This is a genomic window from Streptomyces sp. CA189, assembly GCF_056428985.1.
In genome coordinates, this window is the sequence record NZ_JBWJVM010000012.1 from 127,862 (window position 1) to 152,723 (window position 24,862).

At 72.1% G+C, this 24,862-nt stretch carries 17 protein-coding genes and 1 pseudogene; 13 read left to right on the plus strand and 5 right to left on the minus strand.

The window, feature by feature from the left end; genetic code table 11:
- The first annotated feature begins 178 nt into the window (after nucleotides 1-178).
- The 5 genes from AC061S_RS12895 to AC061S_RS12915 all read left to right on the plus strand — a co-directional run bounded on the left by AC061S_RS12895 (nucleotide 179) and on the right by AC061S_RS12915 (nucleotide 7,339).
- On the plus strand, nucleotides 179-2,428 hold the full coding sequence (locus AC061S_RS12895; RefSeq protein WP_478686043.1) for an MMPL family transporter: 2,250 nt from the start codon (nucleotides 179-181) through the stop codon (nucleotides 2,426-2,428).
- Nucleotides 2,429-2,467: 39 nt separating this feature from the next.
- A complete protein-coding gene (locus AC061S_RS12900; protein ID WP_478686044.1) occupies nucleotides 2,468-3,022 on the plus strand; it encodes a GNAT family N-acetyltransferase in 555 nt (184 codons plus the stop codon).
- Between the two features lie 204 nt (nucleotides 3,023-3,226).
- Nucleotides 3,227-3,823, plus strand: a complete 597-nt coding sequence (locus AC061S_RS12905; protein WP_478686045.1) for a hypothetical protein — start codon at nucleotides 3,227-3,229, stop codon at nucleotides 3,821-3,823.
- Between the two features lie 219 nt (nucleotides 3,824-4,042).
- Nucleotides 4,043-4,207 (plus strand): hypothetical protein, encoded by a 165-nt coding sequence (locus tag AC061S_RS12910; protein WP_478686046.1) that lies wholly within the window; start codon nucleotides 4,043-4,045, stop codon nucleotides 4,205-4,207.
- An 81-nt stretch (nucleotides 4,208-4,288) separates the two neighbouring features.
- Nucleotides 4,289-7,339: a helix-turn-helix transcriptional regulator gene (locus AC061S_RS12915; RefSeq protein WP_478686078.1), complete on the plus strand. Its 3,051-nt coding sequence runs from the start codon at nucleotides 4,289-4,291 to the stop codon at nucleotides 7,337-7,339.
- A gap of 12 nt (nucleotides 7,340-7,351) precedes the next feature.
- On the opposite strand, the gene AC061S_RS12920 is transcribed toward AC061S_RS12915, so the two are convergent.
- The 3 genes from AC061S_RS12920 to AC061S_RS12930 all read right to left on the minus strand — a co-directional run bounded on the left by AC061S_RS12920 (nucleotide 7,352) and on the right by AC061S_RS12930 (nucleotide 10,017).
- Nucleotides 7,352-7,525 (minus strand): DUF6191 domain-containing protein, encoded by a 174-nt coding sequence (locus tag AC061S_RS12920; RefSeq protein ID WP_385380777.1) that lies wholly within the window; start codon nucleotides 7,523-7,525, stop codon nucleotides 7,352-7,354.
- Between the two features lie 42 nt (nucleotides 7,526-7,567).
- Complete coding sequence (locus AC061S_RS12925) at nucleotides 7,568-8,794, minus strand: PQQ-dependent sugar dehydrogenase (protein ID WP_478686079.1); 1,227 nt, start codon at nucleotides 8,792-8,794, stop codon at nucleotides 7,568-7,570.
- A 221-nt stretch (nucleotides 8,795-9,015) separates the two neighbouring features.
- The gene (locus AC061S_RS12930; protein ID WP_478686047.1) at nucleotides 9,016-10,017 is read right to left on the minus strand and encodes an aldo/keto reductase; all 1,002 of its coding nucleotides are present in this window, start codon (nucleotides 10,015-10,017) and stop codon (nucleotides 9,016-9,018) included.
- Between the two features lie 78 nt (nucleotides 10,018-10,095).
- Here AC061S_RS12930 and AC061S_RS12935 point away from each other — a divergent pair, with 78 nt between their 5' ends.
- The 6 genes and pseudogenes from AC061S_RS12935 to serA all read left to right on the plus strand — a co-directional run bounded on the left by AC061S_RS12935 (nucleotide 10,096) and on the right by serA (nucleotide 19,935).
- Complete coding sequence (locus tag AC061S_RS12935; RefSeq protein ID WP_478686048.1) at nucleotides 10,096-11,052, plus strand: 2-hydroxyacid dehydrogenase; 957 nt, start codon at nucleotides 10,096-10,098, stop codon at nucleotides 11,050-11,052.
- Nucleotides 11,053-11,334: 282 nt separating this feature from the next.
- A pseudogene (locus tag AC061S_RS12940) lies at nucleotides 11,335-14,263 on the plus strand (putative bifunctional diguanylate cyclase/phosphodiesterase).
- A 215-nt stretch (nucleotides 14,264-14,478) separates the two neighbouring features.
- Entirely contained in the window at nucleotides 14,479-16,368 is a 1,890-nt protein-coding gene (locus tag AC061S_RS12945) for an acetolactate synthase large subunit (protein ID WP_478686049.1), read from the plus strand.
- Between the two features lie 32 nt (nucleotides 16,369-16,400).
- Nucleotides 16,401-16,925: an acetolactate synthase small subunit gene (gene ilvN, locus AC061S_RS12950; RefSeq protein WP_053677671.1), complete on the plus strand. Its 525-nt coding sequence runs from the start codon at nucleotides 16,401-16,403 to the stop codon at nucleotides 16,923-16,925.
- A 141-nt stretch (nucleotides 16,926-17,066) separates the two neighbouring features.
- Complete coding sequence (ilvC, locus tag AC061S_RS12955; protein WP_478686050.1) at nucleotides 17,067-18,068, plus strand: ketol-acid reductoisomerase; 1,002 nt, start codon at nucleotides 17,067-17,069, stop codon at nucleotides 18,066-18,068.
- 277 nt (nucleotides 18,069-18,345) lie between these two features.
- The gene (serA, locus tag AC061S_RS12960) at nucleotides 18,346-19,935 is read left to right on the plus strand and encodes a phosphoglycerate dehydrogenase (RefSeq protein ID WP_478686051.1); all 1,590 of its coding nucleotides are present in this window, start codon (nucleotides 18,346-18,348) and stop codon (nucleotides 19,933-19,935) included.
- 76 nt (nucleotides 19,936-20,011) lie between these two features.
- Here the strand turns inward: serA and AC061S_RS12965 are convergent, their stop codons facing one another.
- Nucleotides 20,012-21,547 carry an MFS transporter gene (locus AC061S_RS12965; RefSeq protein WP_478686052.1) on the minus strand — a complete coding sequence of 512 codons (1,536 nt, stop codon included), beginning with the start codon at nucleotides 21,545-21,547 and terminating at the stop codon, nucleotides 20,012-20,014.
- Between the two features lie 103 nt (nucleotides 21,548-21,650).
- On the opposite strand from AC061S_RS12965, the gene AC061S_RS12970 reads away from it, so the two are divergent.
- Nucleotides 21,651-22,262 carry a TetR/AcrR family transcriptional regulator gene (locus AC061S_RS12970; RefSeq protein WP_478686053.1) on the plus strand — a complete coding sequence of 204 codons (612 nt, stop codon included), beginning with the start codon at nucleotides 21,651-21,653 and terminating at the stop codon, nucleotides 22,260-22,262.
- Between the two features lie 21 nt (nucleotides 22,263-22,283).
- Here AC061S_RS12970 and AC061S_RS12975 read toward each other — a convergent pair whose 3' ends face one another.
- The gene (locus tag AC061S_RS12975; protein WP_478686054.1) at nucleotides 22,284-23,660 is read right to left on the minus strand and encodes a PucR family transcriptional regulator; all 1,377 of its coding nucleotides are present in this window, start codon (nucleotides 23,658-23,660) and stop codon (nucleotides 22,284-22,286) included.
- 202 nt (nucleotides 23,661-23,862) lie between these two features.
- Here AC061S_RS12975 and AC061S_RS12980 point away from each other — a divergent pair, with 202 nt between their 5' ends.
- On the plus strand, nucleotides 23,863-24,846 hold the full coding sequence (locus AC061S_RS12980; RefSeq protein WP_478686055.1) for a proline dehydrogenase family protein: 984 nt from the start codon (nucleotides 23,863-23,865) through the stop codon (nucleotides 24,844-24,846).
- The last annotated feature ends 16 nt before the right edge of the window (nucleotides 24,847-24,862 follow it).

A 24,862-nucleotide genomic window follows, 5' to 3' on the forward strand; every position in this document is an offset into this window, starting at 1 on the left:
AGGCCTGTGACGCTGCCCACGAAGGCCGCCAACGATCACGCGACGCTGCGATCGTTGAGGTGTAGACCATGCGAGCCGCACCTACTCAAAATTCCAGACGTTCAGCGTTCAGTGTTCACGCGTTCTTTCCGACGGGCCGTTCCCCGGTAAAGATCCGAACCACCAGGGAGCCCGTCCGTTGTCAGCCCTCGCACGCTGGTGCATGCGGCACCGACTCGTTGCCGTCCTGCTCTGGCTCCTCGCCTTCGGCGGGACCGCCGCCGCCGCGGTCGGCGCCGGGACGGCGTTCTCCAATGACTACGAGGTACCCGGCACCGAGTCCGCCAAGGCGCACGCCCTGCTGCGTGAGGGCTTCCCCGGGCAGGGCGGCGATACCGACACCATCGTGTGGCGGGCCCCGGACGGGCAGAGCGTGCGGACGCCGGCCGTACAGGAGCGCATGACGCGCGCGCTCGACTCCATAGCCGGGCTGCCCGGTGTCGGATCGGTTGCCGGTCCCTACGGTCCCGGGCCCGACAGCGGGGCCCGGATCAGCCCCGACGGGCGTACCGCCTACGCCGTGGTCACCTTCGACCGGCAGGCCGACTCGGTGCCGAAGAGCGAGGCGAAGGCCGTCCTCGACGCCGCGAGGAACCCGACGACCCAGGCCGACGGCCTCCAGGTCGAGCTCGGCGGCCGGGCCATCGGCCTCACCGAGGCTCCCAGCGCGCACCTCGCCGAGGTCATCGGCGTGGCCATCGCCGCGCTGGTGCTCTTCCTGGCCTTCGGATCGCTGGCCGCGAGCCTGCTGCCCATCGCGACCGCCCTGGTCAGCGTGGGCACCGCCTACTTCGGCATCACCCTCCTCGGCCACGCGATGCCGGTCGCCGACTTCGCCCCGATGCTCGGCACCCTCGTGGGCCTCGGGGTGGGCATCGACTACGCGCTGTTCATCGTCACCCGCCACCGCAAGGGCCTCGCGCGCGGACTCCCGGTCGCGGAAGCCGCCGAGAGCGCCGTCGCCACCACCGGCCGGGCCGTGGTCTTCGCCGGGGCCACCGTCTGCATCGCACTGCTCGGCATGCTGGTCCTCCGGCTGAACTTCCTCAACGGCGTCGCCATCGCCGCCTCCGTCACCGTGGTCCTGACCGTCGCCGCCTCGGTGACCCTGCTGCCCGCGCTCCTCTCGTACATCGGCATGCGCGCGCTGTCCCGCCGGGAGCGCCGCAAGCTGGCCGCCGAGGGTCCGCAGCCCGATGCGGTCACCGGCTTCGCCGCCCGCTGGTCGGCCTTCGTCGAGCGTCATCCGAAGCTGCTCGGCCTGGTCGCCACGGTGGTCATGGTGGTGCTGGCGCTGCCCACGTTCTCCCTCCACCTCGGCACCTCCGACCAGGGCAACAACCCGGCCACGTCCACCACCCGCAAGGCCTACGACCTGCTCGCGGAGGGCTTCGGCCCGGGGATGAACGGCCCGCTGACCGTGGTCGCCCGCCTCGGCGGGGCCGGCGACCGGCTCGCCGTGGAGACGCTGGCCGAGTCGCTCCGTACGACCAGGGGCGTGGCGGCGGCCGGACCGGCGGTCTTCAACCGCAGCGGCGACACCGCCGTCGTCACCGTCGTACCGGACTCCTCTCCGCAGTCCCGGGCCACGAGCGAACTGGTCGACAGGCTGCGCGCGGACGTCATCCCGCGCGCCGGCCACGACAACTCCATGCAGGTGCACGTCGGCGGAGTCACCGCCGGCTACGACGACTTCGCCGAGGTCATCGTCGGCAAACTGCCGCTCTTCGTCGGGGTGGTCATCGCGCTCGGCTGCGTGCTCCTGCTGCTGGCCTTCCGCTCCATCGGCATTCCGGTCAAGGCGGCCGCCATGAACGTCGCCGCCGTCGCCTCCTCCTTCGGAGTCGTCGTCGCGATCTTCCAGTGGGGCTGGGGCAGCGAACCGCTGGGGCTGGGCAGCGCGGGGCCGATCGAGCCCTTCCTCCCGGTGATCATGGTCTCGGTGCTCTTCGGGCTGTCCATGGACTACCAGGTGTTCCTCGTCAGCCGGATGTACGAGGAGTGGCTGGAGACGGGGGACAACAGGCGGGCGGTGCGCGTCGGCCTCGCCGAGACCAGCCGGGTGATCAACTCGGCGGCCGTCATCATGATCGCCGTCTTCCTGGCCTTCGTCCTCAGCGGCGACCGGCTCATCGCCATGTTCGGCATCGCGCTCGCCGCGGCCGTCGCGCTCGACGCCTTCGTCCTGCGGACCCTGCTCGTCCCCGCCCTGATGCACCTGCTCGGCGGAGCCAACTGGTGGCTGCCGGCCTGGCTGGACCGCCGGCTCCCGAAGATCAGCATCGAGCCCCCGGAGCGCCGTCCGCATGCGAAACTTCCCCTGCAGCGGCCCGGCGCGGACCCCGCCACGAGCGAGGACGCGGCCGAGCCCGCGACCAGCTCCCGGTGATCCGGCCACCCGCCGCTCGATAGCCAAGGAAGAACGCGCATGTTCTCGATAGACCTCGCCGACGACGCCCAGCTGTTCCCGCTGGAAGCCCGGCACGCGGAGGAGTTCTTCGCCCACATCGAACGCGGACGCGAGTTCATCGGCCAGTACGTCGGCTTCCCGGACCGGTCCTCCGACCTGGAGTCCGCCCGGGCCCTGCTGGCCAAGTACGCGGTCACCGCGGGGGAGGACGGCGCGCGGTTCTTCGGGATCCGGCGGGGCGGCACCCTCGTCGGCGGGGTGCTGTTCCCGGCCTTCGACGCGGCGACCGGCAACTGCGAGATCGGCTGCTGGCTGGAGCCCGCCGCGGCCGGCCGCGGTCTGGTGACGAAGGCCTGCCGCGTCCTGATCGACTACGCCTTCGGCGAGCGCGGCATGCACCGCGTCGAATGGCACGCCGCCTCCGGCAACAAGAAGAGCCTCGCCGTGGCCGAGCGCCTCGGCATGACCCGTGAAGGCGTCATGCGCCAGAACCACCTGCACCGGGGCGTCCGCCAGGACACCGAGGTCTGGGCGCTCCTCGCCCCCGAGTGGTCCGCGGCCCGCCCCGCGTAACCACCCGCGCCCCCGCGGGCAACGACCCCCGCGCCCCCGCGCGTTACCACCCCCGCACCTCCGCGCGTCACCACCCCCGCGCCCTCCCGTCCCCGTCCCGCCACCCGCGCGTACCGGAATCCGCCGGGGGCCGGGGCGGGGCGCTGTCCGCTGCCCGGCCGGATTCTCAGGAACCTCTCAGAAAAGCCGCCTACGGTGCCCCGCATGGACACCACCAAGACCCCCGCCCCGACCGCGCCCGAGGCGGACTCCCCGGCCGACCTGAAGAAGGCCGCCACCGACGAGACGACCACCCCGGCCGCGGCGGACACCGCCGTCACCGAGGAGGTCCCGGGCGAGGAGCTCGCCACCGACCTCGACGAGGAGCTCGACGAGTTCGACGCCGAGGCCGACGAGGAGCAGAGCAGTGGTGTCGCCTCCGGAGCCTCCGCGATCGTCGCCGCCGGTCTCGGCCTGATCGCCCTCAGCGGAAGCTGGACCTCCCGCGTCATAGGCGAGCGGGAGACCCTCAAGGGCCAGATCAGCTCGGCCAACGCCACCACCACCGCGGACAAGATCGAGGCGCTGTACGGCAACGCCTGGCAGATGACCGCCCTGGTCAACGGCGTCCTGTCGACGGTCGCGCTGCTCATCGCCGTCTTCGTGCTGGCCCGTCCGGCCTTCGGCGCCCCCGGCCGCACCCTGCCGGCCTGGGTCCGCTCCGTTTCCTGGGCCGCCGTGGTCGTCGCCGTGATCGGCGTGATCGCCTTCGTGTTCATGTACCTTCTCGCCCTTCCGACGGCCCCTGTCGGCGCCGCTTAGTCCGTACGCTGCCGCCCGGCGGCCCGCCTAGGCCGTTCGTGCCTGCCCGGCGGCCCGCCTAGGCACTGCCTTAGGCCACCTCAGGGACCCCGGGTCCCGGTCTAAGGCCCCCGGCTCGTACAGATGCGGCATGCTCCCGATGTGCCGGCACCCCCTGGGGCGCGAATCTTGGATCACACCGAACGAGGTGTCCGAGAAACGCCCACCAGGGAGCACGAGATGCTCGAGTACGAGATCGCCACCGCCCGCCGCGACGACCTCATCCGCGAGGCCGACGCCTACCGGCTGGTCCAGGAAGCGAAGAAGGCCCGCCGCTTCTCCCGGAGCCAGGAACCGGAGGGGTCGGTGAGAGGGGAGCGCGGCCGGTTCACCCGCGCCGCGTAACCCGCGTCGCGAGACCGTGCGAACCGGCACGTGATGAGAAGCGCAGCGATATCCAGTGCCGTTGAGCAGGGCCCCTGTGCGATGCTCGGCGGCGTGGAGACCAGATCTGTCAGCCCGGTGTTCGTCGGCCGAGCCGACGAACTGGCCGTACTCACCGACGCCCTGACGCGCGCCGCCGGCCAGGAGCCGCAGGCACTGCTCATAGGCGGCGAGGCCGGGGTCGGCAAGACCCGCCTCACCGAGGAGTTCCTCTGCGAGGCCGACCGCCGCGGCGCGGTCGTAGCCGTCGGAGGCTGTGTGGAGATCGGGGCGGAGGGACTTCCCTTCGCCCCGTTTTCGACGGCGCTGCGCACCCTGCACCGCCTGCTCCCCGACGAGCTGGCCGCGGCCGCCGTCGGCCAGGAGGACGAACTCGCGCGCATCCTCCCCGAACTCGGCGAGACCCCGCGCGGCCCGCACGACGAGGAGAGCACCGCCCGGCTCTTCGAGCTGACGGCCCGCATGCTGGAGCGCCTCGCCGCCGACCGCACCGTCGTCCTCGTCCTGGAGGACCTGCACTGGGCGGACACCTCCACCCGGCACCTGCTCTCCTACCTGTTCCGCGCGCTCGGCAGCGGCCGGCTCGTCGTGGTCGCCACCTACCGCGCCGACGACGTCCACCGCCGCCACCCGCTGCGCCCGCTCCTCGCGGAACTCGACCGGCTGCGCACCGTGCAGCGCATCGAGCTGTCCCGCTTCAACCGGGCCGAAGTGCGCCGCCAGCTCGCCGGGATCCTCGCCTCGCAACCCGACGAGGACTTCGTCGAATCGGTCTTCGACCGCTCCGACGGCAACGCCTTCTTCGTCGAGGAACTCGTCGCCTCCCGCGCCAGCGGCTGCGCCACCGGCCTCACCGAATCCCTGCGCGACCTGCTCCTCGTCCGCGTCGAAGTCCTCCCGGACGCCGCGCAGCGGGTCGTGCGCATCGTCGCCGAGGGCGGCTCCACGGTGGAGTACGCCCTGCTGCGCGCCGTCACCCGGCTCACCGAGGACGAACTGATCGAGGCGCTGCGCTCGGCCGTCGGCGCCAACATCCTCCTCCCCACCTCCGACGGGGACGGCTACCGCTTCCGCCACTCCCTGGTCCGCGAGGCCGTCTCCGACGACCTGCTGCCCGGCGAGCGGGCCCGCGTCAACCGCCGCTATGCCGAGGAGCTCGAACAGGACGACTCGCTGATCCGCGCGGAGGAGCGGGTCATCCGCCTCGCCACCTACTGGTACTACGCCAACGACGCGGTCAAGGCCCTGCCCGCCGTGCTCGCGGCCTCGGTGGCCGCCCGGCGCCGGCACGCCTACTCCGAGCAGTTGCGCCTGCTGGAGCGGGCCATGGAGCTGTGGGAGGCCGTGCCGGAGGAGATACGCGACGAACTGCGCCCGGCGGACTACACCGAGGTCTACCCGCCCTGCGGCTGCGACCCGGCGACCACCCCGCTGCAACGCATCGACCTGCTCGCCGAAGCCACCGTCGCGGCCCGCTTCGGCGGCGAGCGCGAACGCGCGCTGAAACTGACCAAGACGGCCCTGCGACTGCTGGAGGACGGCCACGACCCGCTGCGCGCCGCCTGGTTCTGGACCGAGCGCTCCCGGATGATCGCGAGCCTCGCCCGCGGCGACGGCTGGGCGGAGCTCGCCAAGGCACAGGAGCTCGTCCGCGGGCTGCCCCCGTCCCAGGTGCACGCCGACGTCCTGGTCCGGGCCGCGAGCTGGGGCATGCTCCACAAGCCGGGGCCCGACAACCTGGTCGCCGCCGAACGCGCCGTGGAGTACGCGCGGATGGTCGGGGCCGAGGACACCGAACTCAACGCCCGGATCACCGTGGGCAGCCTGCTCGTCGACGCCGGGGAACCCGAGCGCGGTCTCGCCGAGATGTACGCGGTCAAGGACCGGGCCGCCGAACTCGGGCTCGGCATGCTGGTGGGACGTGCGCACGTGAACCTCACCTCTCATCTGGAAAGCCTGGGCCGGTCCCGCGAAGCCGTGGAACTGGCCGAACAAGGTGCCGAGCTGGTCAAGAACTCCCATCTGATGGACTCCGAGGCCTACATCCGGGGGAACCTGGCGGAGAGCCTGTACAGCCTCGGCCGGTGGGAGGAGGCCGCGACGCAGGCCCGGCGCACCCTGACCCTCGTCAGCAGCGCCGCCCCGCGCGCCGCGGCCGTCGTACGGCTGGCCTACCTGGCCCTGGCCCGCGGCGAACTCGCCGAGGCCGCGGGCCAGCTCACCGCCGCCCGCACCCACTTCGGGTCCCACGACGGCCAGCCCCAGCACCGGATCCCGCTGTTCCGCCTCGCGATCGGCGTGGCGGCGGGGGAGGGCCGGATAGCCGACGTCCGCAGCGAGGTGGCCGCCGTCATCGAGCACGGCTTCCCGCTCGGCAACCACCGCTACGCCTGGCCGCTGCTGCTCGCCGCCGCCTCGGCCGAAGCCGAGGCCCGGGGCCTGCCGGCCGCCGAGGCCGGCCGGGAGGAGGCGCTGACGGTGCTGCGCGGCGCCGCCCGGGCCCTGGCCACCCCGGTCCCGGTGTGGAGCGCCCACTCCGAGTACCTCAGGGCCGAGCTGCTGCGGGCCGAGGCCCGGGACACCGTCGCCGACTGGACGGCCGTGGAAGCGGCCGTACGCCCCCTGGAGCGCCCCTACCTGCTCGCCAGGGCCCGGTACCGGCTCGTGGAGGCCCTGCTGGCGGCCGGCGGGGACCGCGAGGCCGCCGCCGGGATGCTCCAGGAGGCCCACGCCACCGCCGAGCAGCTCGGCGCCCGCAGGCTCCGCGAGGACCTGGCCCTGCTCGCGCAGCGCGCCAGGCTCCCGCTCACCCCCGTGGACGCCGCCGCCAAGGCCCTGCTCGCCCCGGACACCGACCCGGTCGAGGCGCTGGGCCTGACCAGCCGCGAACGGGACGTGCTGCGCCTGGTCGCGGCAGGCCACACCAACCGCCAGATCGCCGAGGAGCTGTTCATCTCCCCGAAGACGGCCAGCGTGCACGTCTCGAACATCCTGGCGAAGCTCGGCGTCGCGGGCCGCGGCGAGGCGGCCGCCCTGGCCCACCGGCTACGGCTCTTCGGCCCCCTCGCCCCGCAGGCGGCCGGGAAGCGGTGAGGACATGTCCCGCTAGGCCGCCGGGTGCTCCTTCGCGCGTATGAGCACCTTGCCGGAGTCCAGGTCTATGGGACCCTTTCCCGGGTCGCCGTCATTCACGTCGATCCGGGAAAGCTCCAGCCGCTTCTTCTCCTCGTCCGTGTGCTTGCGCCCCGGACTGAACAGCTCCTCGATCATGTTGAACATCGCGTCCACCGCGCCTTTCGTCCCCCCGTCGGGGCCCGCCGGTCATCGCACCGTCAGTGTCAGGATCCTGTCGTCGGCCGCTTCCGGCGACCCGCGCCCGTCCGTCTCGCTCGTGACCAGCAGCAATCTGTCCCCACCGAGGGGCACCACGGTGCGCAGCCGGCCGTACTCGCCCGCCAGGAACGCCTCGGGCTCCGCCACCGGCTCCGCCCCGGCCAGCGGAATCCGCCAGAGCCGCTGCCCCCTCAGCCCGGCCATCCAGATGGAGCCCTGCGCCCAGGCGATCCCGCTCGGCGAGGCCTCGTCGGTCTTCCACACCGCCACCGGATCGCGCATCCCCGGCTTGCCGGCCTTGCCCTCCGCCTCCGGCCAGCCGTAGTTCGCTCCGGGCTCGATCAGATTCAGCTCGTCCCAGGTGTTCTGGCCGAACTCGGCTGCCCACAGCCGTTTGTCCTTGTCCCAGGCGAGCCCCTGCACATTGCGGTGCCCGTAGGAATAGACGACCGAGTCGGCCTCGGGATTCCCGTGCACCGGCTCCCCGTCCGGGGTCATCCGCAGGATCTTCCCGCCCAGCGACTTCTTGTCCTGGGCCAGCCCGGTCTCCCCGGTCTCGCCCGTCCCGGCGTAGAGCATCTTGTCCGGGCCGAAGGCGATCCGCCCGCCGTTGTGGATGAGCCCCTTGGGGATGCCCCTGAAGACCGTGTCGGGTGCGCCCAGCTGATCGCCGGCCGGTCTCTTCTCGTCATAGAGCAGCCGGGCGATGCGGTTGTCGGACTCGGTGGTGAAGTAGGCGTACACCATCCGGTCGGAGGCGAAGGAAGGGGACACGGCCAGGCCCATCAGCCCGCCCTCGCCGCCCGGCGCCACTCCGGGCACCCTGCCGACCGCGGTCACGGCCCCCGTGCCCACGTCGACCCGGCTGATCGTGCCCTTGTCCCGCGAGGCGACCAGCAGGTTCCCGTCGGGCAGCGGAGCCACCCCCCACGGGGATTCCAGGCCCTGGGCGGCCACGCCCGTCACCGTCACCTGGCCCTTGGCCGGCGGCGCGGAGGCCGGCGCGGAGGCCGAGGCGGAAGCCGACGCGGAGGGCCCGCCCGAGGCCCCCGGCGGCGCGGAGCCGGCGGCCGTGCCCGGTGGCGCATCGCTCGGCCGGGCTCCGGCGCCGTTCGGCGGCGAGCACCCCGCCGCCAGCAGCGCCCCGCATCCCGCCAGGGCGAACGCCGCCAGTACCCCGCGGGCCCGGGCACGCGGACCGGCGTACGACCGCATCGGCAGCGGCTCCCGCCCCTGGCCCGGCCCCTGGCCCAGCCCTTGAGCCTGCTCCTGCCCCTGGCCCTGCCCCTGCCCCCGCGCCTGACCCTGATCCAGTCCCCGGCCGTGTCCGTATCGCATCGCCGTACTCCCCTCCGGTCCTCCGATCGTGCCCTCGCACGACTCAACAGCGCCGACCATGCCGCAAGTTCCGCCACTCGTACACTCGATCGAGTGGTTCAGGCGCCCATGGGCACCGGCAGCTCCGCCAGCTCCACCAGATCCTCGGCGGTCAGCCGCACCTCCGCCGCCCGCGCGTTCTCCGCCGCCCAGCGCGCCTGCCCGGCCCCGGGCACCGGTACCACCTGCGGACCCTGCGCCAGCACCCAGGCAAGGGCCACCTGCGCCGCCGTGACCTCGTCCCCGTGCCGCCGGGCGACCCGCCGCAGCCCCACCACCAATACCTGGTTCGCCGCCATCGCGTACGCCGTGAACCGCGGATGCCTGGCCCGCACGTCCTCCGGCTCGAACCCCTCGCCCGGAACCAGCGTCCCGGTCAGGAACCCGCTCCCCAGCGGCATCGCCGCCAGGAACCCCACCCCCCGCGCCGCGCACCACGGCAGCAGCCGCCACGCCGCCTGCGGGGACCACACCGACAGCTCCGCCTGCACCGCGCTCACCGGGAACACCTGCTGCGCCCGCTCCAGGTGCCGCACGGTCGCCTCGTACGCCCGGTCCCCACGCCGCCCCGCGCCCGGCCCGGTGCCGGCCCCCAGCGCGCAGAAGCCCAGCGCCCGCACCTTCCCCGCGCCCACCAGCTCCGCCAGCGCGCCCCAGGACTCCTCGACGGGCACGTCCGGGTCCACGCGGTGCAGCTGGTACAGGTCTATGACGTCGGTGCGCAGCCGCCGGAGCGAGGCGTCGCAGGCCCGCCGCAGGTACCCGGGGCGCCCGTCGGCCACCACGTGCACCCCGTCGGCCCGCAGCCCCGCCTTCGCGGACACGAAGGCGTCGGCCCGGCGCTCGCGCAGCACCCGGCCGAGCAGCAGCTCATTGGTGTAAGGGCCGTACAGATCGGCGGTGTCGAGCAGGTTCGCGCCCAGGTCGAGGGCCGTGTGCACGGTGAGCAGCGAGTCCTCCCGCCGCCTGCGCGAAGGCGCGTACGCCCCGCTCATCGGCATGCACCCGAGGCCGATGGCACCCACCGCCAGCGCCCCCGCCCCGATCGACCTGCGCTCCACCGTGCGTCCCCCTGGTGCTCCCGGTCCGGCACACAAACTAACGGCTCGATCAGGATCCCCTGGCATAGCCTCCTGATCATGACTGCAGAGATGCGCGAGACCCTCGACGTATGGCTTCCCTTCCCCGCCGAGGAGATCGAGGGGCTGCCCGATTCCTTCCGGTACCGCCACTGGGACGGAGAGGAGACCTTCCCGGCCGATCCGGCCGCCTGCGTCTTCTACGTCACCCCGTACATGAAGTCCCCGGCCGTCACCCTGCGCCCGCTGGCCGCGATGCCCCGCCTGCGGGTCGTCCAGACCCTGACCGCCGGTGTCGATCACGTGCTGGGCGGCCTCGGCGACCTCGCCCCCGGCGTGCGGCTGTGCAACGCCAAGGGCGTCCACGACGCGAGCACCGCCGAGCTCGCGCTCACCCTGATCCTGGCCTCCCTGCGCGGGATCCCCGGCATGGTGCGCGGCCAGGACCGCGAGGAGTGGCGCTTCGGGTTCTACGAGGCCCTCGCGGACAAGTCCGTACTGATCATCGGCTACGGCGCGGTCGGCGCGGCCATCGAGGACCGGCTCGCGCCCTTCGAGTGCGAGCGGATCGTCCGGGTCGCGCGGACGGCGCGCACCACGGCGCGCGGGCCGGTGCACGCCCTCTCCGAACTGCCCCAACTCCTGCCCGGCGCCGACGTGGTGATCCTCGCCACCCCGCTCACCGAGGAGACGAGGGGGCTGGCCGACGCCGAGTTCCTCGGCCGCATGAAGGACGGCGCACTGCTGGTGAACGTGGCCCGCGGACCCGTCGTCGACACCAAGTCCCTTCTGGCGGAGGCGGAGTCGGGCCGACTGCGCGCCGCGCTCGACGTCACCGACCCGGAACCACTGCCTTCAGGCCATCCGCTCTGGCATGCTCCGGGTGTCCTGATCACGCCCCATGTGGGCGGCAGCAGCTCCGCGTTCGAGCCGCGGGCGAAGCGGCTGGTGGCCCGTCAGCTCCGCAGCTTCGCCGCCGGAGACCCCGTGGAGAACACGGTGTTGATCACGGAATGACGCGCGGTGCGCACGCTCCGCGTTCGTCCGAATGCGCTCGGTGGGCACAACTCCCCTGTTGGTGACGGAGCGTAGAGAAACTATGTCCCTGAGTGACGAAAGTGGTGTATCGTCCGGAACAAGGGGCTGCGCCACGAACGTCTGGCGCTGGGGAGTGATCGGACACTTTGGGGGGCGACGGGCGATGCACGGCCAATGGACGAAGGATCCGATGCGGCGAAGCCGCCGGAGGCGACGGTGTCGGGACTGGACTGCGCCGGAACCAGCCAGCGAGGGGGACCGGTGAGCGCCCCGGGGGCGGCGCTCCTGACCCGCCAGCCCCTCGCCGCCAACGGTAAGGCGGTGGCGATGCAGCTCCTCCTCGCGGTGGTCAGCAGCGGGTATGCCGTGGGCGCGGCCCTCGGCTGGGGATCAGAGGAACTCGCCGAGATCATGGGCGACTTCGGACTCAGCGCCGCCGGACTGCTCGCCGCCGTCTCCTGTTTCACGTACGCCAGGGCCATTGACAGCCGGGAGCGCCCGGCCTGGCTGCTCTTCGCGTTCTCCTCGCTCATGGGCTGCTGCGGCAACGCGGTCTGGGGCTGGTACGAGGTGGTCCTCGGCGAGGCCGTGCCGAAGCCCTCCCTCGCCGACTTCGCCTTCCTCTGCTTCGCGCCGCCCGCCATCGTGGGCCTGCTCGTCCTCGCGAAGCGCCCGGTCACCCGAGCCGGCTGGGTCTGCCTCGGCCTCGACTCCTGGCTCATCGGCGGCTCCCTGCTCACCCTCTCCTGGAGCCTGGCCCTCGCGCACGCCGCGCAGACCGCCCAGTCCGGCGCACCCGGCAGCGTCCCGCGCGCGGCCCTCTCGCTGGCCTACCCGCTCCTGGACATCGCGCTCGTCTCGATGGTGCTGGTACTGCACTTCCGCCGCTCCGAGACCAACCGCTCCGCCGTGAACACCGCCATCGCGGCCCTCGCCCTGACCGTGCTGAGCGACGCGCTGTTCACCTCGCCGCTGCTCAGCGCCGAGTACCAGTCCGGCCAGCTCCTCGACGCCGGCTGGTTCGCCGGCTCGCTCCTCCTCGCGTACGCGCCCTGGGGCGCGCGCCGCATGCACCCCGGCCCCGACCCCGTCGCGCACGCGCGCGCCGAGCGCCCGCACAGCCGCCCCATCACCGGCTCCCTGCCCGCCCTCACCCCGTACCTCGCGGCGGCCGTCTGCACCCTCGGAATCCTCTACAACGTGGTGGACGGCAGGAAGGTCGACCGGGTCGTCGTCTTCACGGGCTGCACGGTCGTGCTCGCCCTGGTCATCCGCCAGGGCATCATGCTGCTCGACAACATCGCCCTGACCCAGGAGCTGGCCCAGAAGGAGAACCACTTCCGCTCCCTGGTCCAGGGCTCCAGCGACGTCATCATGATCGCCGCACCCACCGGCACCCTGCGCTACGTCAGCCCCGCCGCCGCCGGGGTCTACGGCCGCGAGGCGGAGGAGCTGGTCGGCACCGAGCTGGCCACCCTGATCCACCCGGAGGACCTGGGCCGCGTCGTCCACGAGGTGCGCCGCTTCCTGGCCGCGCCGCCCGCCGAGGAGCCGACCACCCGCATCGAGTGCCGGTTCAGATCGGGCGGCGGCGAGTGGCTCAACGTGGAGTCCACCGTCAACCGCCACCAGGGCGGCCTCATCCTGAACAGCCGCGACGTCACCGAGCGGGTCCGGCTCCAGGCGCAGCTCCAGCACAGCGCCGAGCACGACCCGCTGACCGACCTCCCCAACCGGGCCCTGTTCACCCGCCGGGTCCGCCAGGCCCTCACCGGCCGGCGGGCCGGGGACCACAGCACCGCCGTGCTCTTCATCGACCTCGACGGCTTCAAGGCGGTCAACGACACCATCGGCCACCAGGCCGGTGACGAGCTGCTCATCGAAGCCGCCCGCCGGCTCCAGGACTCGGTCCGGGCCGGGGACACCGCGGCCCGCCTCGGCGGCGACGAGTTCGCCGCACTGATCCTGGGCGACGGCAACCGCGACCGCAGCGCCCGCGAGTACCAGGTCCACGAGATCGCCGACCGGCTGCGCACCACCCTCTCCCAGCCCTACCGGATCGCCGGGAGCGAGGTCCGGGTCGCCGCCAGCATCGGCGTGGCCTTCGCGGACCCCGGCATCACCCCTTCGGACCTCATGCGCAACGCGGATCTCGCGATGTACCGGGCCAAGGCGGGCGGCAAGGACCGGGTCGAGATGTACGCGCCCCAGATGCAGGCCGAGGTCGTCCGCAAGGCCGAGCTGGCGGGGCGGCTGCGCACCGCGCTGCACGACGGGGAGTTCGCCCTGCTGCACCAGCCCGTGGTCTCCCTGGCCTCGGGGGAGATCTCGGCCGTGGTGGCCCAGGCCCGGTGGCGCTCCGCCCAGGGGATCCTGTTCACGCCCGCCGAGTTCCTGCGGGTCGCCGAGTACAGCGGGGGAGGGGCCAGCGGGGGAGGCCGGGGGGGGCGGGGCCGGAGAGGGAGGGGCCACCGCCAGGGCGGCCGTGCCGGACGCCTCGCGCACCGCCGAGCTGGGGCGCTGGCTGCTGGAGGAGGCCGTCGGGCAGGCCGCCGAGCGCCACCGGGCCGGGCACGACGTCCCGGTGGCCGTACGGATGACCGCGCAGCGGCTGCTGGACCGGTCGATGCCGCTGGGCTCCGTGGAAGCCCTCCTGACCCGCAAGGGGCTGCCGTCGGGCGCGCTCGTCCTGGAGCTCGCCGTCTCCGACCCCAGGGTGCCCTTCGACGACCTGGAGCGCCGCCTGGCGGCCCTGCGCCGACTCGGGGTCCTGATCGCCCTGGACGGCTTCGGCAGCGGTTACGCGGCCATCAGCGCGCTGCGCAGGCTCCCCGTGGACATGCTCAAACTCGACCGCGGACTGGTCGAGGGGGTCGTGGAATCCCCCCGGCTCCACAAGATCACCGCAGGTTTGTTGCGGATCGCAAACGACCTCGGCATGCAGTCGGTGGCGGAGGGCGTGGACCTCCCGGAGCAGGTCATGGCCCTGCGCGCGATGGGCTGTACCCATGGGCAGGGAATGGCCTTCTCCGGCCCTCTGGACGAGTACAGGCTGCGGCGAGCGCTCGTGCGCGGTACGTTCCCAGTACCGGGCGGTGCGGCCCAACCCGCGTTGGCCGGTGGTTCGCCAGGGGGCTCGATGGTTATCCACAGAGGCTCACATAATGAGACGCCCGTCCCACCCGCTTGACATCACCCTCCCGCCGGAGGGAGGGTCAATGCCATGCGCACCCGAATTCTCGTACTTGGAAAGCGCGTCGGCTGAAGCTGGGACCAGCATGTCCCCGCTCAACGCACCCGACGCGCTCCCCTCGCTTGCCTCCCGGCACGAGGGGTTTTTTGTTGCACTGGCAACGTCGAATCTCGTAAAACCCTCCTCGTAAAACCCTCAGCTTCGAGAAGAGAATGCCGATGACCGAGCAGGCCACCGGGGCCCACCATCCGCAGCCGCGGGCCCGTACCGGCGGACACCACGCCGCCGCAGTTGAGCACGTCACGGGTGCGCAGTCCCTCATCCGCTCTCTCGAAGAGGTGGGGTGCGACACCGTCTTCGGCATTCCGGGCGGCTGCATCCTCCCGGCGTACGACCCGATGATGGACAGCAAGAAGGTCCGCCACATCCTGGTCCGCCACGAGCAGGGGGCCGGCCACGCCGCCACCGGCTACGCCCAGGCGACCGGCAAGGTCGGCGTCTGCATGGCCACCTCCGGCCCCGGCGCCACCAACCTGGTCACCCCGATCGCCGACGCGCACATGGACTCCGTGCCGCTCGTCGCGATCACCGGCCAGGTCTCCTCCAAGGCCATCGGCACCGACGCCTTCCAGGAGGCGGACATCGTCGGCATCACCATGCCGATCACCAAGCACAACTTCCTGGTCACCAAGGCCGAGGACATCGCGAGGACCATCGCCGAGGCCTTCCACATCGCCTCGACCGGCCGCCCCGGTCCGGTGCTGGTCGACATCGCCAAGGACGCCCTGCAGGCGAAGACCACCTTCTCGTGGCCGCCGAGCCAGGACCTCCCCGGCTACCGGCCGGTGACCAAGCCTCACGCCAAGCAGATCCGCGAGGCCGCCAAGATGATCGTCGCCGCCAAGCGGCCGGTCCTCTACGTCGGCGGCGGTGTCATGAAGGCCGGCGCGACCGCCGAGCTGAAGGTCCTCGCCGAGCTCACCGGTGTCCCGGTCGTCACCACCCTGATGGCCCTGGGCTCCATCCCGGACAGCCACCCGCAGAACGTCGGCATGCCCGGCATGCACGGTGCCGTCACCGCGGTGACCGCGCTCCAGAAGTCGGACCTGCTGATCGCGCTCGGCACCCGCTTCGACGACCGTGTCACCGGCAAGCTGGACAGCTTCGCCCCCTTCGCCAAGGTCATCCACGCGGACATCGACCCGGCCGAGATCGGCAAGAACCGCGCCGTGGACGTCCCGATCGTCGGTGACGCCCGCGAGGTCATCGCCGACCTGATCCAGGCCGTCCAGGCCGAGGCCAACGACGGCAACGTCGGCGACTACACCGCCTGGTGGAAGGACCTCAACCGCTGGCGCGACACCTACCCGCTGGGCTACGACCTGCCCGAGGACGGCACGCTCTCCCCCCAGCAGGTCATCGAGCGGATCGGCCAGCTGGCGCCGAAGGGCACCATCTACACGGCCGGTGTCGGCCAGCACCAGATGTGGGCCTCGCACTTCGTGAACTACGAGGAGCCCCGCACCTGGCTGAACTCCGGCGGCGCCGGAACCATGGGCTACGCGGTCCCCGCCGCGATGGGCGCCAAGGTCGGCATGCCGGAGCGCACCGTCTGGGCGATCGACGGCGACGGCTGTTTCCAGATGACCAACCAGGAACTGGCCACCTGCGCCCTGAACAACATCCCGATCAAGGTCGCGATCATCAACAACGGTGCGCTGGGCATGGTCCGCCAGTGGCAGACCCTGTTCTACAACCAGCGGTACTCGAACACCGTGCTGCACGCCGGCGAGACGGGCACCGACACGGCCGTCGGCTCCCAGCTCGGCGAGTCGGCCGCCCCCCGCATGGGCACCCGCGTCCCGGACTTCGTCAAACTGTCCGAGGCCATGGGCTGCGTGGCGCTGCGCTGCGAGGACCCGGCCGACCTGGACAGGGTCATCGCCGAGGCCAACGCGATCAACGACCGCCCGGTCGTCGTCGACTTCATCGTCCACGAGGACGCCATGGTGTGGCCGATGGTCGCCGCCGGCACCTCGAACGACGAGGTCATGGCCGCACGGGGCGTCCGCCCCGACTTCGGCGACAACGAAGACGACTGAGCCGAGAGAGCCTGAGAGAGAGAACGACTCACATGTCCAAGCACACGCTCTCCGTCCTGGTCGAGAACACGCCCGGCATCCTCGCCCGGATCGCCGCGCTGTTCTCCCGCCGCGGGTTCAACATCGACTCCCTCGCGGTCGGTGTCACCGAGCATCCCGACATCTCGCGCATCACCATCGTCGTGAACGTCGAGGACCTCCCGCTGGAGCAGGTGACCAAGCAGCTCAACAAGCTGGTCAACGTGCTCAAGATCGTCGAGCTGGAGCAGCACAACGCCATCGAGCGCGAACTCGTTCTGGTGAAGGTCCGCGCCGACAACGAGACGCGCTCGCAGATCGTCGAGATCGTCCAGCTGTTCCGCGCCAAGACCGTCGACGTCTCCCCGGAGGCCGTCACCATCGAGGCCACCGGCGGCACCGACAAGCTGGGCGCGATGCTCAAGATGCTGGAGCCCTTCGGCATCAAGGAGCTCGTCCAGTCCGGCACGATCGCCATAGGGCGCGGCGGCCGGTCCATCACGGACCGCAGCCTGCGCGCGCTCGACCGCAGCGCCTGAGCCCGGCCGGGCCGGTGACACCGGCCCGGTCGTGCCCCGCCCGTCCGTTTCTCGCTCGCTCGTATGGCGAGACCGAGAACCACGTATTCCGTTCCCCGCCGTACGGTGGGAGCAACACCAGCGCACCAAGGAGATATCCCAGTGGCCGAGCTGTTCTACGAGAACGACGCCGACCTGTCCATCATCCAGGGCCGCAAGGTCGCGGTCATCGGTTACGGCAGCCAGGGCCACGCCCACGCGCTGTCGCTCCGTGACTCCGGCGTCGACGTCGTCGTCGGCCTGCACGAGGGCTCGAAGTCCAAGGCCAAGGCCGAGGAGCAGGGCCTGAAGGTCCTGCCCGTCGCCGAGGCCGCGGCCTGGGCGAACGTCATCATGATCCTGACCCCGGACCCGCTCCAGGCCGAGATCTACGCCGCCTCCATCGAGTCGCACCTGGAAGAGGGCGACGCGCTCTTCTTCGGCCACGGCTTCAACGTCCGTTACGGCTTCATCAAGCCCCCCACCAACGTGGACGTCGCCCTGGTCGCGCCGAAGGGCCCGGGTCACCTGGTCCGCCGTCAGTACGAGGAAGGCCGCGGCGTGCCCTGCATCGCCGCCGTCGAGCAGGACTTCACCGGCTCCGCCTTCCAGCTCGCGCTGTCGTACGCGGCGGGCATCGGCGGCACGCGCGCCGGCGTCATCAAGACCACGTTCACGGAGGAGACCGAGACCGACCTGTTCGGTGAGCAGGCCGTTCTCTGTGGTGGTGCCTCGGCGCTGGTGAAGGCCGGTTTCGAGACGCTGACCGAGGCCGGCTACCAGCCGGAGATCGCGTACTTCGAGTGCCTGCACGAGCTGAAGCTCATCGTGGACCTCATGTACGAGGGCGGCCTGGAGAAGATGCGCTGGTCGGTCTCCGAGACCGCCGAGTGGGGCGACTACATCACCGGTCCCCGCATCATCACGGACGCCACCAAGGCCGAGATGAAGAAGGTCCTCGCGGAGATCCAGAACGGCGAGTTCGCCAACACCTGGATGGCCGAGTACAAGGCCGGTCTGCCGAAGTACAACGAGTACAAGAGCGCCGACGAGGCGCACCTGCTCGAGACCACCGGCAAGAAGCTGCGCAAGCTGATGAGCTGGGTCGACAACGACGAGAGCTGATCCGCCTCGCCGCGGGGCGGGTAGGCACGGCCCGGGCCCCGCGGCACACCGGCTCGGGCACCCGGACGGCGGGCCTCCTGGAGGACCGCTTGTCCACCCCGGCCAATCTCGTGCGGGTGATCCTTCCGTACAGGCGGAATTCCCTTCCGGATCCGCCACTACACTGCACAACACAACGCGTCAGGCCCACAGTGTCGTGCGTCTTCCACGCGGCTACCCCCCTCCACCGCCTGCGGCCGTCGGGACGGCCGTCCGCACTGGACTTGTGAGGACCCACGTGAGCTCGAAACCTGTCGTACTCATTGCCGAAGAGCTGTCGCCCGCCACTGTCGAGGCGCTCGGCCCGGACTTCGAGATCCGGCACTGCAACGGTGCCGACCGTGCGGAGCTGCTCCCCGCGATCGCGGACGTCGACGCGATCCTGGTCCGCTCCGCGACCAAGGTCGACGCCGAGGCCATCGCCGCCGCCAAGAAGCTGAAGGTCGTCGCCCGCGCGGGCGTCGGTCTCGACAACGTCGATGTCTCCTCGGCCACCAAGGCCGGCGTGATGGTCGTGAACGCCCCGACCTCCAACATCGTCACCGCCGCCGAGCTGGCCTGCGGCCTGCTCGTCGCGACGGCCCGCAACATCCCGCAGGCCAACACCGCTCTGAAGAACCGTGAGTGGAAGCGGAACAAGTACACGGGTGTCGAGCTCAGCGAGAAGACCCTCGGTGTCGTCGGCCTCGGCCGCATCGGCGTCCTGGTCGCCCAGCGCATGTCGGCCTTCGGCATGAAGATCGTCGCGTACGACCCCTACGTGCAGCCCGCGCGCGCCGCCCAGATGGGCGTCAAGATGCTGACGCTCGACGAACTGCTCGAGGTCGCCGACTTCATCACCGTGCACCTGCCCAAGACCCCCGAGACCCTCGGTCTCATCGGGGACGAGGCCCTGCACAAGGTCAAGCCGTCCGTCCGCATCGTCAACGCCGCCCGCGGCGGGATCGTGGACGAGGCCGCGCTGTACTCGGCCATCAAGGAGGGCCGCGTCGCCGGCGCCGGCCTCGACGTGTACGCGAAGGAGCCCTGCACGGACTCCCCGCTGTTCGAGCTCGACCAGGTCGTCTGCACCCCGCACCTCGGCGCGTCCACGGACGAGGCCCAGGAGAAGGCCGGCGTCTCGGTCGCCAAGTCGGTGCGCCTGGCGCTCGCCGGCGAGCTCGTGCCCGACGCGGTCAACGTCCAGGGCGGCGTCATCGCCGAGGACGTCCGTCCCGGCCTGCCGCTCGCCGAGAAGCTCGGCCGCATCTTCACCGCGCTGGCGGGCGAGGTCGCGGTCCGCCTCGACGTCGAGGTCTGCGGCGAGATCACCCAGCACGACGTCAAGGTGCTCGAACTCTCCGCGCTCAAGGGTGTCTTCGAGGACGTCGTCGACGAGACGGTCTCCTACGTCAACGCCCCGCTCTTCGCGCAGGAGCGCGGGGTCGAGGTCCGTCTGACCACCTCCTCGGAGTCCCCGGACCACCGCAACGTGGTGACCGTCCGTGGCACCCTGTCGGACGGCCAGGAGGTCTCGGTCTCCGGCACGCTCGTGGGCCCGAAGCACCTGCAGAAGATCGTCGGCATCGGCGACTACGACGTGGACCTCGCGCTCGCCGAGCACATGATCGTCCTGCGCTACGCCGACCGCCCGGGCGTGGTCGGCACCGTCGGCCGCATCCTCGGCGAGGCCGGCCTCAACATCGCGGGCATGCAGGTCGCCCGCGCCGAAGAGGGCGGCGAGGCCCTCGCGGTCCTCACGGTCGACGCCGAGGCCCCGGTGAACGTCCTCGCGGACATCGCCACCGAGATCGGCGCCGTCTCGGCCCGTACGGTCAGCCTCGGCTGACGTTCCGGCAGCTGACAGAGCGAAGGGCCCGGGGGAGACCCCGGGCCCTTTTGCGTGCCCCGCCCCGCTACGCCGCTCAGCGCGCGAGTGCCTCACCGGCCGGGGCCGGCTCCGTGGGGGCCGGGGCCTGGGCTCCGCGCCCCCGGAGCAGGGCCGCGGCGAGCACCGCCGCCGCGAGGAGCAGGACCGTACCGCCCCAGGCCGCGTACTGCATTCCGTGCACGAAGGCCTCCCGGGCCGCTGCCAGGACCTGCCCGCCGGCCGCGCCGCCGAGCTCCTGCGCTGCGGCCACGGCCCCGCCGAGGGTCTCCCGCACGGCGGGCTCGGAGCCGGCCAGGTCGGAGCGGTAGACCGCCGTGCCCAGGCTGCCTAGGACGGCCATCCCGAGGGCGCCGCCGAACTCCGTGCCGGTCTCCAGCAGGGAGGCGGCGGAGCCGGCCTTCTCGGCGGGAGCGGAGCCGAGCGCCATGTCCGAGACCAGGGACATCACGGTGACGATGCCCGAGGCGAGGACCCCGGCTCCGGTCAGCAGCAGCCACAGCGAGTCGGTGTCCACCAGGCCGATCAGGGCGAACCCGGCGGCGGCGAGGACGAAGCCGCCCGAGACGACGTAGGCCCGGTCGGTCTTCTGGGCGAGGGCCGCACTGGCGGGGGCGGCGGCGCCGATGAGGACCGAGGGGGCGAGGCTCCAGAGGGCGGCTTCCAGGGTGCCCATGCCGAGCACCGACTGCAGGTACTGGGTGGTGAAGTACGCCGAGCCCATCATGGCGAAGGCGGCGACGGTGTTCAGGCCGATGCCGGCGCCGAAGCCGCGCCCGCGGAAGAGGGCCCGGGAGACCATGGCGCCGTCGCGGGTGCGCTGGCGGCGGACGAAGAGGTACCCGAAGGCCAGGCCGGCGGCGAGGCAGCCCGCGTAGAACGGGGTGAAGCCCTCGGCGGCGATCTCCTTGAGCCCGTAGACCACCGGCAGCACGGCGGCCATCGACAGCGGCACGCTCAGCAGGTCGAAGCAGCCGGGCGCCGGGTCCTTGAACTCGGGGACCAGCAAGGGGACCAGGACCAGCAGGAGCAGCATCGCGGGCACGTTGATCAGGAAGACGGAGCCCCACCAGAAGTGGTTCAGCATCACCCCGCTCAGCACCGAGCCGAGGGCGATGCCGCCGGTCATGGCGCCGGACCAGATCGCGATGGCCTTGCCGCGCTGCCGGTCGTCCTGGAAGAGGTTGCGTACGAGGGCGAGCGTGGACGGCATCAGGGTCGCGCCGCCGATGCCGAGCAGGACGCGGGCCGCGATGAGCATCTCGGCGCTGGAGGCGTAGGCGGCGGCGACGGAGGCGAGCCCGAAGGCGGCCGCGCCGGCCAGCAGCAGCCTGCGGCGGCCGATCCGGTCGCCGAGCGAACCCATCGTGATGAGCAGGCCGGAGAGGGCGAAGGCGTAGCTGTCGAAGATCCAGAGCTGCTGGGTGCCGCTGGGGTCCAGCTCCCGGGTGATGGCCGGGATGGCGAAGTAGAGGACGGAGACGTCCATCGAGACCAGGAGCAGGGGGAGCAGGAGAACGGTGAGGGCGGTCCATTCCCGGCGACCGGCGAGACGCGCTGCGGGGTTCGTCATGAGCAGCAATGTACAAGCGTCATAAACGATTGTCTAGGACGGGCGTATAGGACGATTGTGTGGAACGTTTGTCTTGGACGGGCGTCTTGGCTACCGTGCAGGCATGGGACATCGCGAAGACTTGCTGGAAGGCGCCAAGAAGTGCCTGGTCGAGAAGGGTTTCGTGGGGACGACCGCCCGCGACATCGTCAAGGCCGCGGGTGCGAACCTGGCCTCGATCGGCTACCACTACGGGTCCAAGGACGCCCTCATGACGGAGGCGTTCATGGCCGTGGTCCAGGAGTGGGGTGACCAGTTCACGGGCGCGGTGAAGGGCGAGGGCGGCTCGCTGGAGCGCTTCCGCTCGGTCTGGGACGGGGTGCACGCCGGGCACGAGGAGTCCGGCCCTATCTGGGCGGCCAGCATGGAGGTCGCGGTGACCCGGGACCGGCTGCCGGAACTGCGGGCGATGCTCGCCGCCTCGCAGGGGGAGGGGCGCAAGGGGCTGGTCTCGATGTTCACCGGCGTGCCCGAGGGGGACCTGACGGAGGAGGACGCGCGGACCGCCGGCGCCTTCTACCAGGCCCTGCTGAACGGCTTCATGCTCCAGTGGCTCTTCGACCCCGCGTCGGCCGCGACCCCGGCGGAGCTGACGGAGGGGATGCGGCGGGCGGTGGCCGCGATGGCCGGGGGCGCGGCCGGGGGCGGGGGCGCGGCCGGGGACGGGGCGGGCTGACCCGGCGCCCCCGCGCCTGCGCTAGCCGTGCAGGCGGGTGGCCTTGAGGGCCATGTGGAGGAGCAGGCGGTCCTCGCCCTCGTCCAGATCGAGGCCGGTGAGCTGCTCCACGCGGGACAGGCGGTAGTACAGGGTCTGGCGGTGGATGCCGAGGGCCGCCGCCGCGCGGCCCGCCTGGCCGGCGCAGTCCAGGAACACCTCGGCGGTCCGGGCCAGTTCGGGATTGGCCGGGCCGCGCAGGGCGCGGGCCACCGGGTCGTCCAGGGCCTCCTCGGCGACGGACGCCAGCATGCGGTACGGCCCGATCGCGGACCACTGCGCGACCGGCCCGAGCCGCGGCCCGGCGGCTGCGGCCCGGGCGGCGGCGGTGGCCTGCTGCCAGGCGGCGGGCAGCCCGGTGAGCGCCCGCACGGGGTCGGACACCCCGGCGGTCATCCCACCCGGGGCGTGGCCGGCCGCGGAGCCCGCCGCGGAGCCGGAGCCGCCCGCCGAGCCCGCGCCGCCGGCGGCGGCGGCCGATGCGGGCCGTGCCGCGCGGGGCCCGGTGCCGCCCGTAGTGCCCGCGCCGCCGCCCGCCGGGGGCCGCCCGGCGCGGGCGCCTGTGCCGACGGCCGGGCCCGCCGCGCCGTGGCCCTGGCCGGGGGCGGGCGTGCTCGGCATCAGGCGGGAGATCGCCGTGAGGGCCGGAGCCAGCGGGTCGGCGCCGCGCAGCCGGATCAGGACCGCGAGGGACTGCCCCGCCGGGCCGCCGCCCGGGTGGGGCTCCTGCTCGCCGGCCCCCCGCCAGGGCGCCACGCACACGGCCGCCGCTCCCGGGACCGAAGCCGGGGCCTCGCCGGACCACGGGCTCACGCAGACCGCGGCGTGCGGTCCCTCGCCGCCCGGACCGAGTGCCACCCGTAGGGCGGCCACCGCCATGTCCTGCTGCCAGCCGCGCCCGGCGGTGAGCACGGCGAGGAACTCCCGGGACAGGTCGGCCCCCGCCCGGGCCTCCTCCGCGAGCAGCAGCCCGATCCGCTGGGCCACCTCCATGGCGGCGGCCAGGGCCTCCGCGTCGGGGCCGGGCTCCTGGTCCAGGAGCCACACGTAGCCCTGGACGATCCCGCGGTACCGCACCGGCAGGCAGATCCGGCCCCGGAAGACGCCGGCGTCCGGGGCCGCCGGGATCCTGACCGGTCCGGTGGCCCGGGCGATGCCGAAGCCCTCGAACCAGGACCGGACGGCCGCCGTCGACTGGCGGGTCAGGATCGAGCGGGTCCGTACGGGATCCATGGCGAGATCGTCTTCGCTGTCGTGCGCGCCGAAGGCGATGAGGCGGAAGTCCCGGTTCTCCAGCGTCGCCGGGGCGCCGAGCAGCGCCGAAATCTCGTCCACCAGGTCCTGGTAATCGCCTTTCACCCGCACATTCTCCCACCCCCGCACCTGCCCTTCAGACAGATGTATGAGATCCGGGCCACGGATGCGTGACAGCTGTCGATGGCAGAGGATCGGGGAGATCCCTAGGTTTCACGGTGGTTTTACTTGCGTTTTCCTTATGGCCTCCGTCGTCCCGGCGCGGGGCGAATGTCGGCTTCTGCCCGCCACCCGTTGGAGGTACCCCGTGCTGGGTCCCGCGATCCTCGCCGCCTCGCGCAGCGACAAGATGCGCCGAATCGTCTCTGCCGCCCCGGTGACCAAGCCCGTGGTGAACCGGTTCATCCCCGGTGAGACGGTCGACCAGGTCATCCCGATCGTCGAGGACCTGACGGGCAAGGGCCTGGAGGTGACCCTCGACGTCGTCGGCGAGGACATCACCACCGTGGAGCAGTCCCACGCCGCGCGTGACGCGTACCTCGAGCTCATCGAGCAGCTCGCCCACCTGGGCCTCGGCGAGACCGTCGAGATGTCGGTGAAGCTGTCCATGTTCGGCCAGGCGCTGGAAATCGAGGGGGGCGAGTCCGCAGGACTCTCGGTTGAGGGTGGTGGCGGGCGACGGGCGGGCGGCCACGAGCTGGCCCTCGCCAACGTCCGCCCGGTCGTCGAGGCCGCCGCCGCCATCGGCACCACCGTCACCCTGGACGCCGAGGACCACACCACCCTCGACTCGATGTTCGCCATCCACGAGGAGCTGCGCCGCACGTTTCCGCAGACCGGCTGCGTGATCCAGGCGTACCTGTTCCGCACCGAGGCCGACGCCCGCCGCCTGGCCGCGGCCGGCAGCCGCGTACGCATCGTGAAGGGCGCCTACAAGGAGCCCGCCGAGGTCGCGTACCAGGACAAGGCCGAGATCGACAAGGCGTACGTCCGCATCCTGAAGATCCTGATGGAGGGCGAGGGCTACCCGATGATCGGGTCCCACGACCCGCGCCTGATCGCCATCGGCCAGGAGCTCGCCCGCAAGGCCGGCCGCAAGCTGGACGAGTACGAGTTCCAGATGCTGTACGGCATCCGCAGCGAGGAGCACCTGCGGCTGGCCGCCGAGGGTCACCGGATGCGCGTCTACACGGCGTACGGGACCGACTGGTACGGCTACTTCATGCGGCGCCTCGCGGAGAAGCCGGCCAACCTGCTCTTCTTCCTCCGCTCGATGATCACCAAGAACTAGGCCCTCCCACTAGCTC

What these genes read in the sequence shown, in the direction of transcription:
- AC061S_RS12905 (WP_478686045.1), top strand. Translation starts at nt 3,227, where the DNA reads ATGGACACCACCAAGACCCCCGCCCCGACCGCGCCCGAGGCGGACTCC.
- AC061S_RS12920 (WP_385380777.1), bottom strand. Translation starts at nt 7,525, where the DNA reads ATGTTCAACATGATCGAGGAGCTGTTCAGTCCGGGGCGCAAGCACACG.
- AC061S_RS12915 (WP_478686078.1), top strand. Translation starts at nt 4,289, where the DNA reads ATGCTCGGCGGCGTGGAGACCAGATCTGTCAGCCCGGTGTTCGTCGGC.
- AC061S_RS12900 (WP_478686044.1), top strand. Translation starts at nt 2,468, where the DNA reads ATGTTCTCGATAGACCTCGCCGACGACGCCCAGCTGTTCCCGCTGGAA.
- AC061S_RS12935 (WP_478686048.1), top strand. Translation starts at nt 10,096, where the DNA reads ATGACTGCAGAGATGCGCGAGACCCTCGACGTATGGCTTCCCTTCCCC.
- AC061S_RS12910 (WP_478686046.1), top strand. Translation starts at nt 4,043, where the DNA reads ATGCTCGAGTACGAGATCGCCACCGCCCGCCGCGACGACCTCATCCGC.
- AC061S_RS12945 (WP_478686049.1), top strand. Translation starts at nt 14,479, where the DNA reads ATGCCGATGACCGAGCAGGCCACCGGGGCCCACCATCCGCAGCCGCGG.
- ilvN (WP_053677671.1), top strand. Translation starts at nt 16,401, where the DNA reads ATGTCCAAGCACACGCTCTCCGTCCTGGTCGAGAACACGCCCGGCATC.
- AC061S_RS12965 (WP_478686052.1), bottom strand. Translation starts at nt 21,547, where the DNA reads ATGACGAACCCCGCAGCGCGTCTCGCCGGTCGCCGGGAATGGACCGCC.
- AC061S_RS12925 (WP_478686079.1), bottom strand. Translation starts at nt 8,794, where the DNA reads ATGCGGTCGTACGCCGGTCCGCGTGCCCGGGCCCGCGGGGTACTGGCG.
- AC061S_RS12970 (WP_478686053.1), top strand. Translation starts at nt 21,651, where the DNA reads ATGGGACATCGCGAAGACTTGCTGGAAGGCGCCAAGAAGTGCCTGGTC.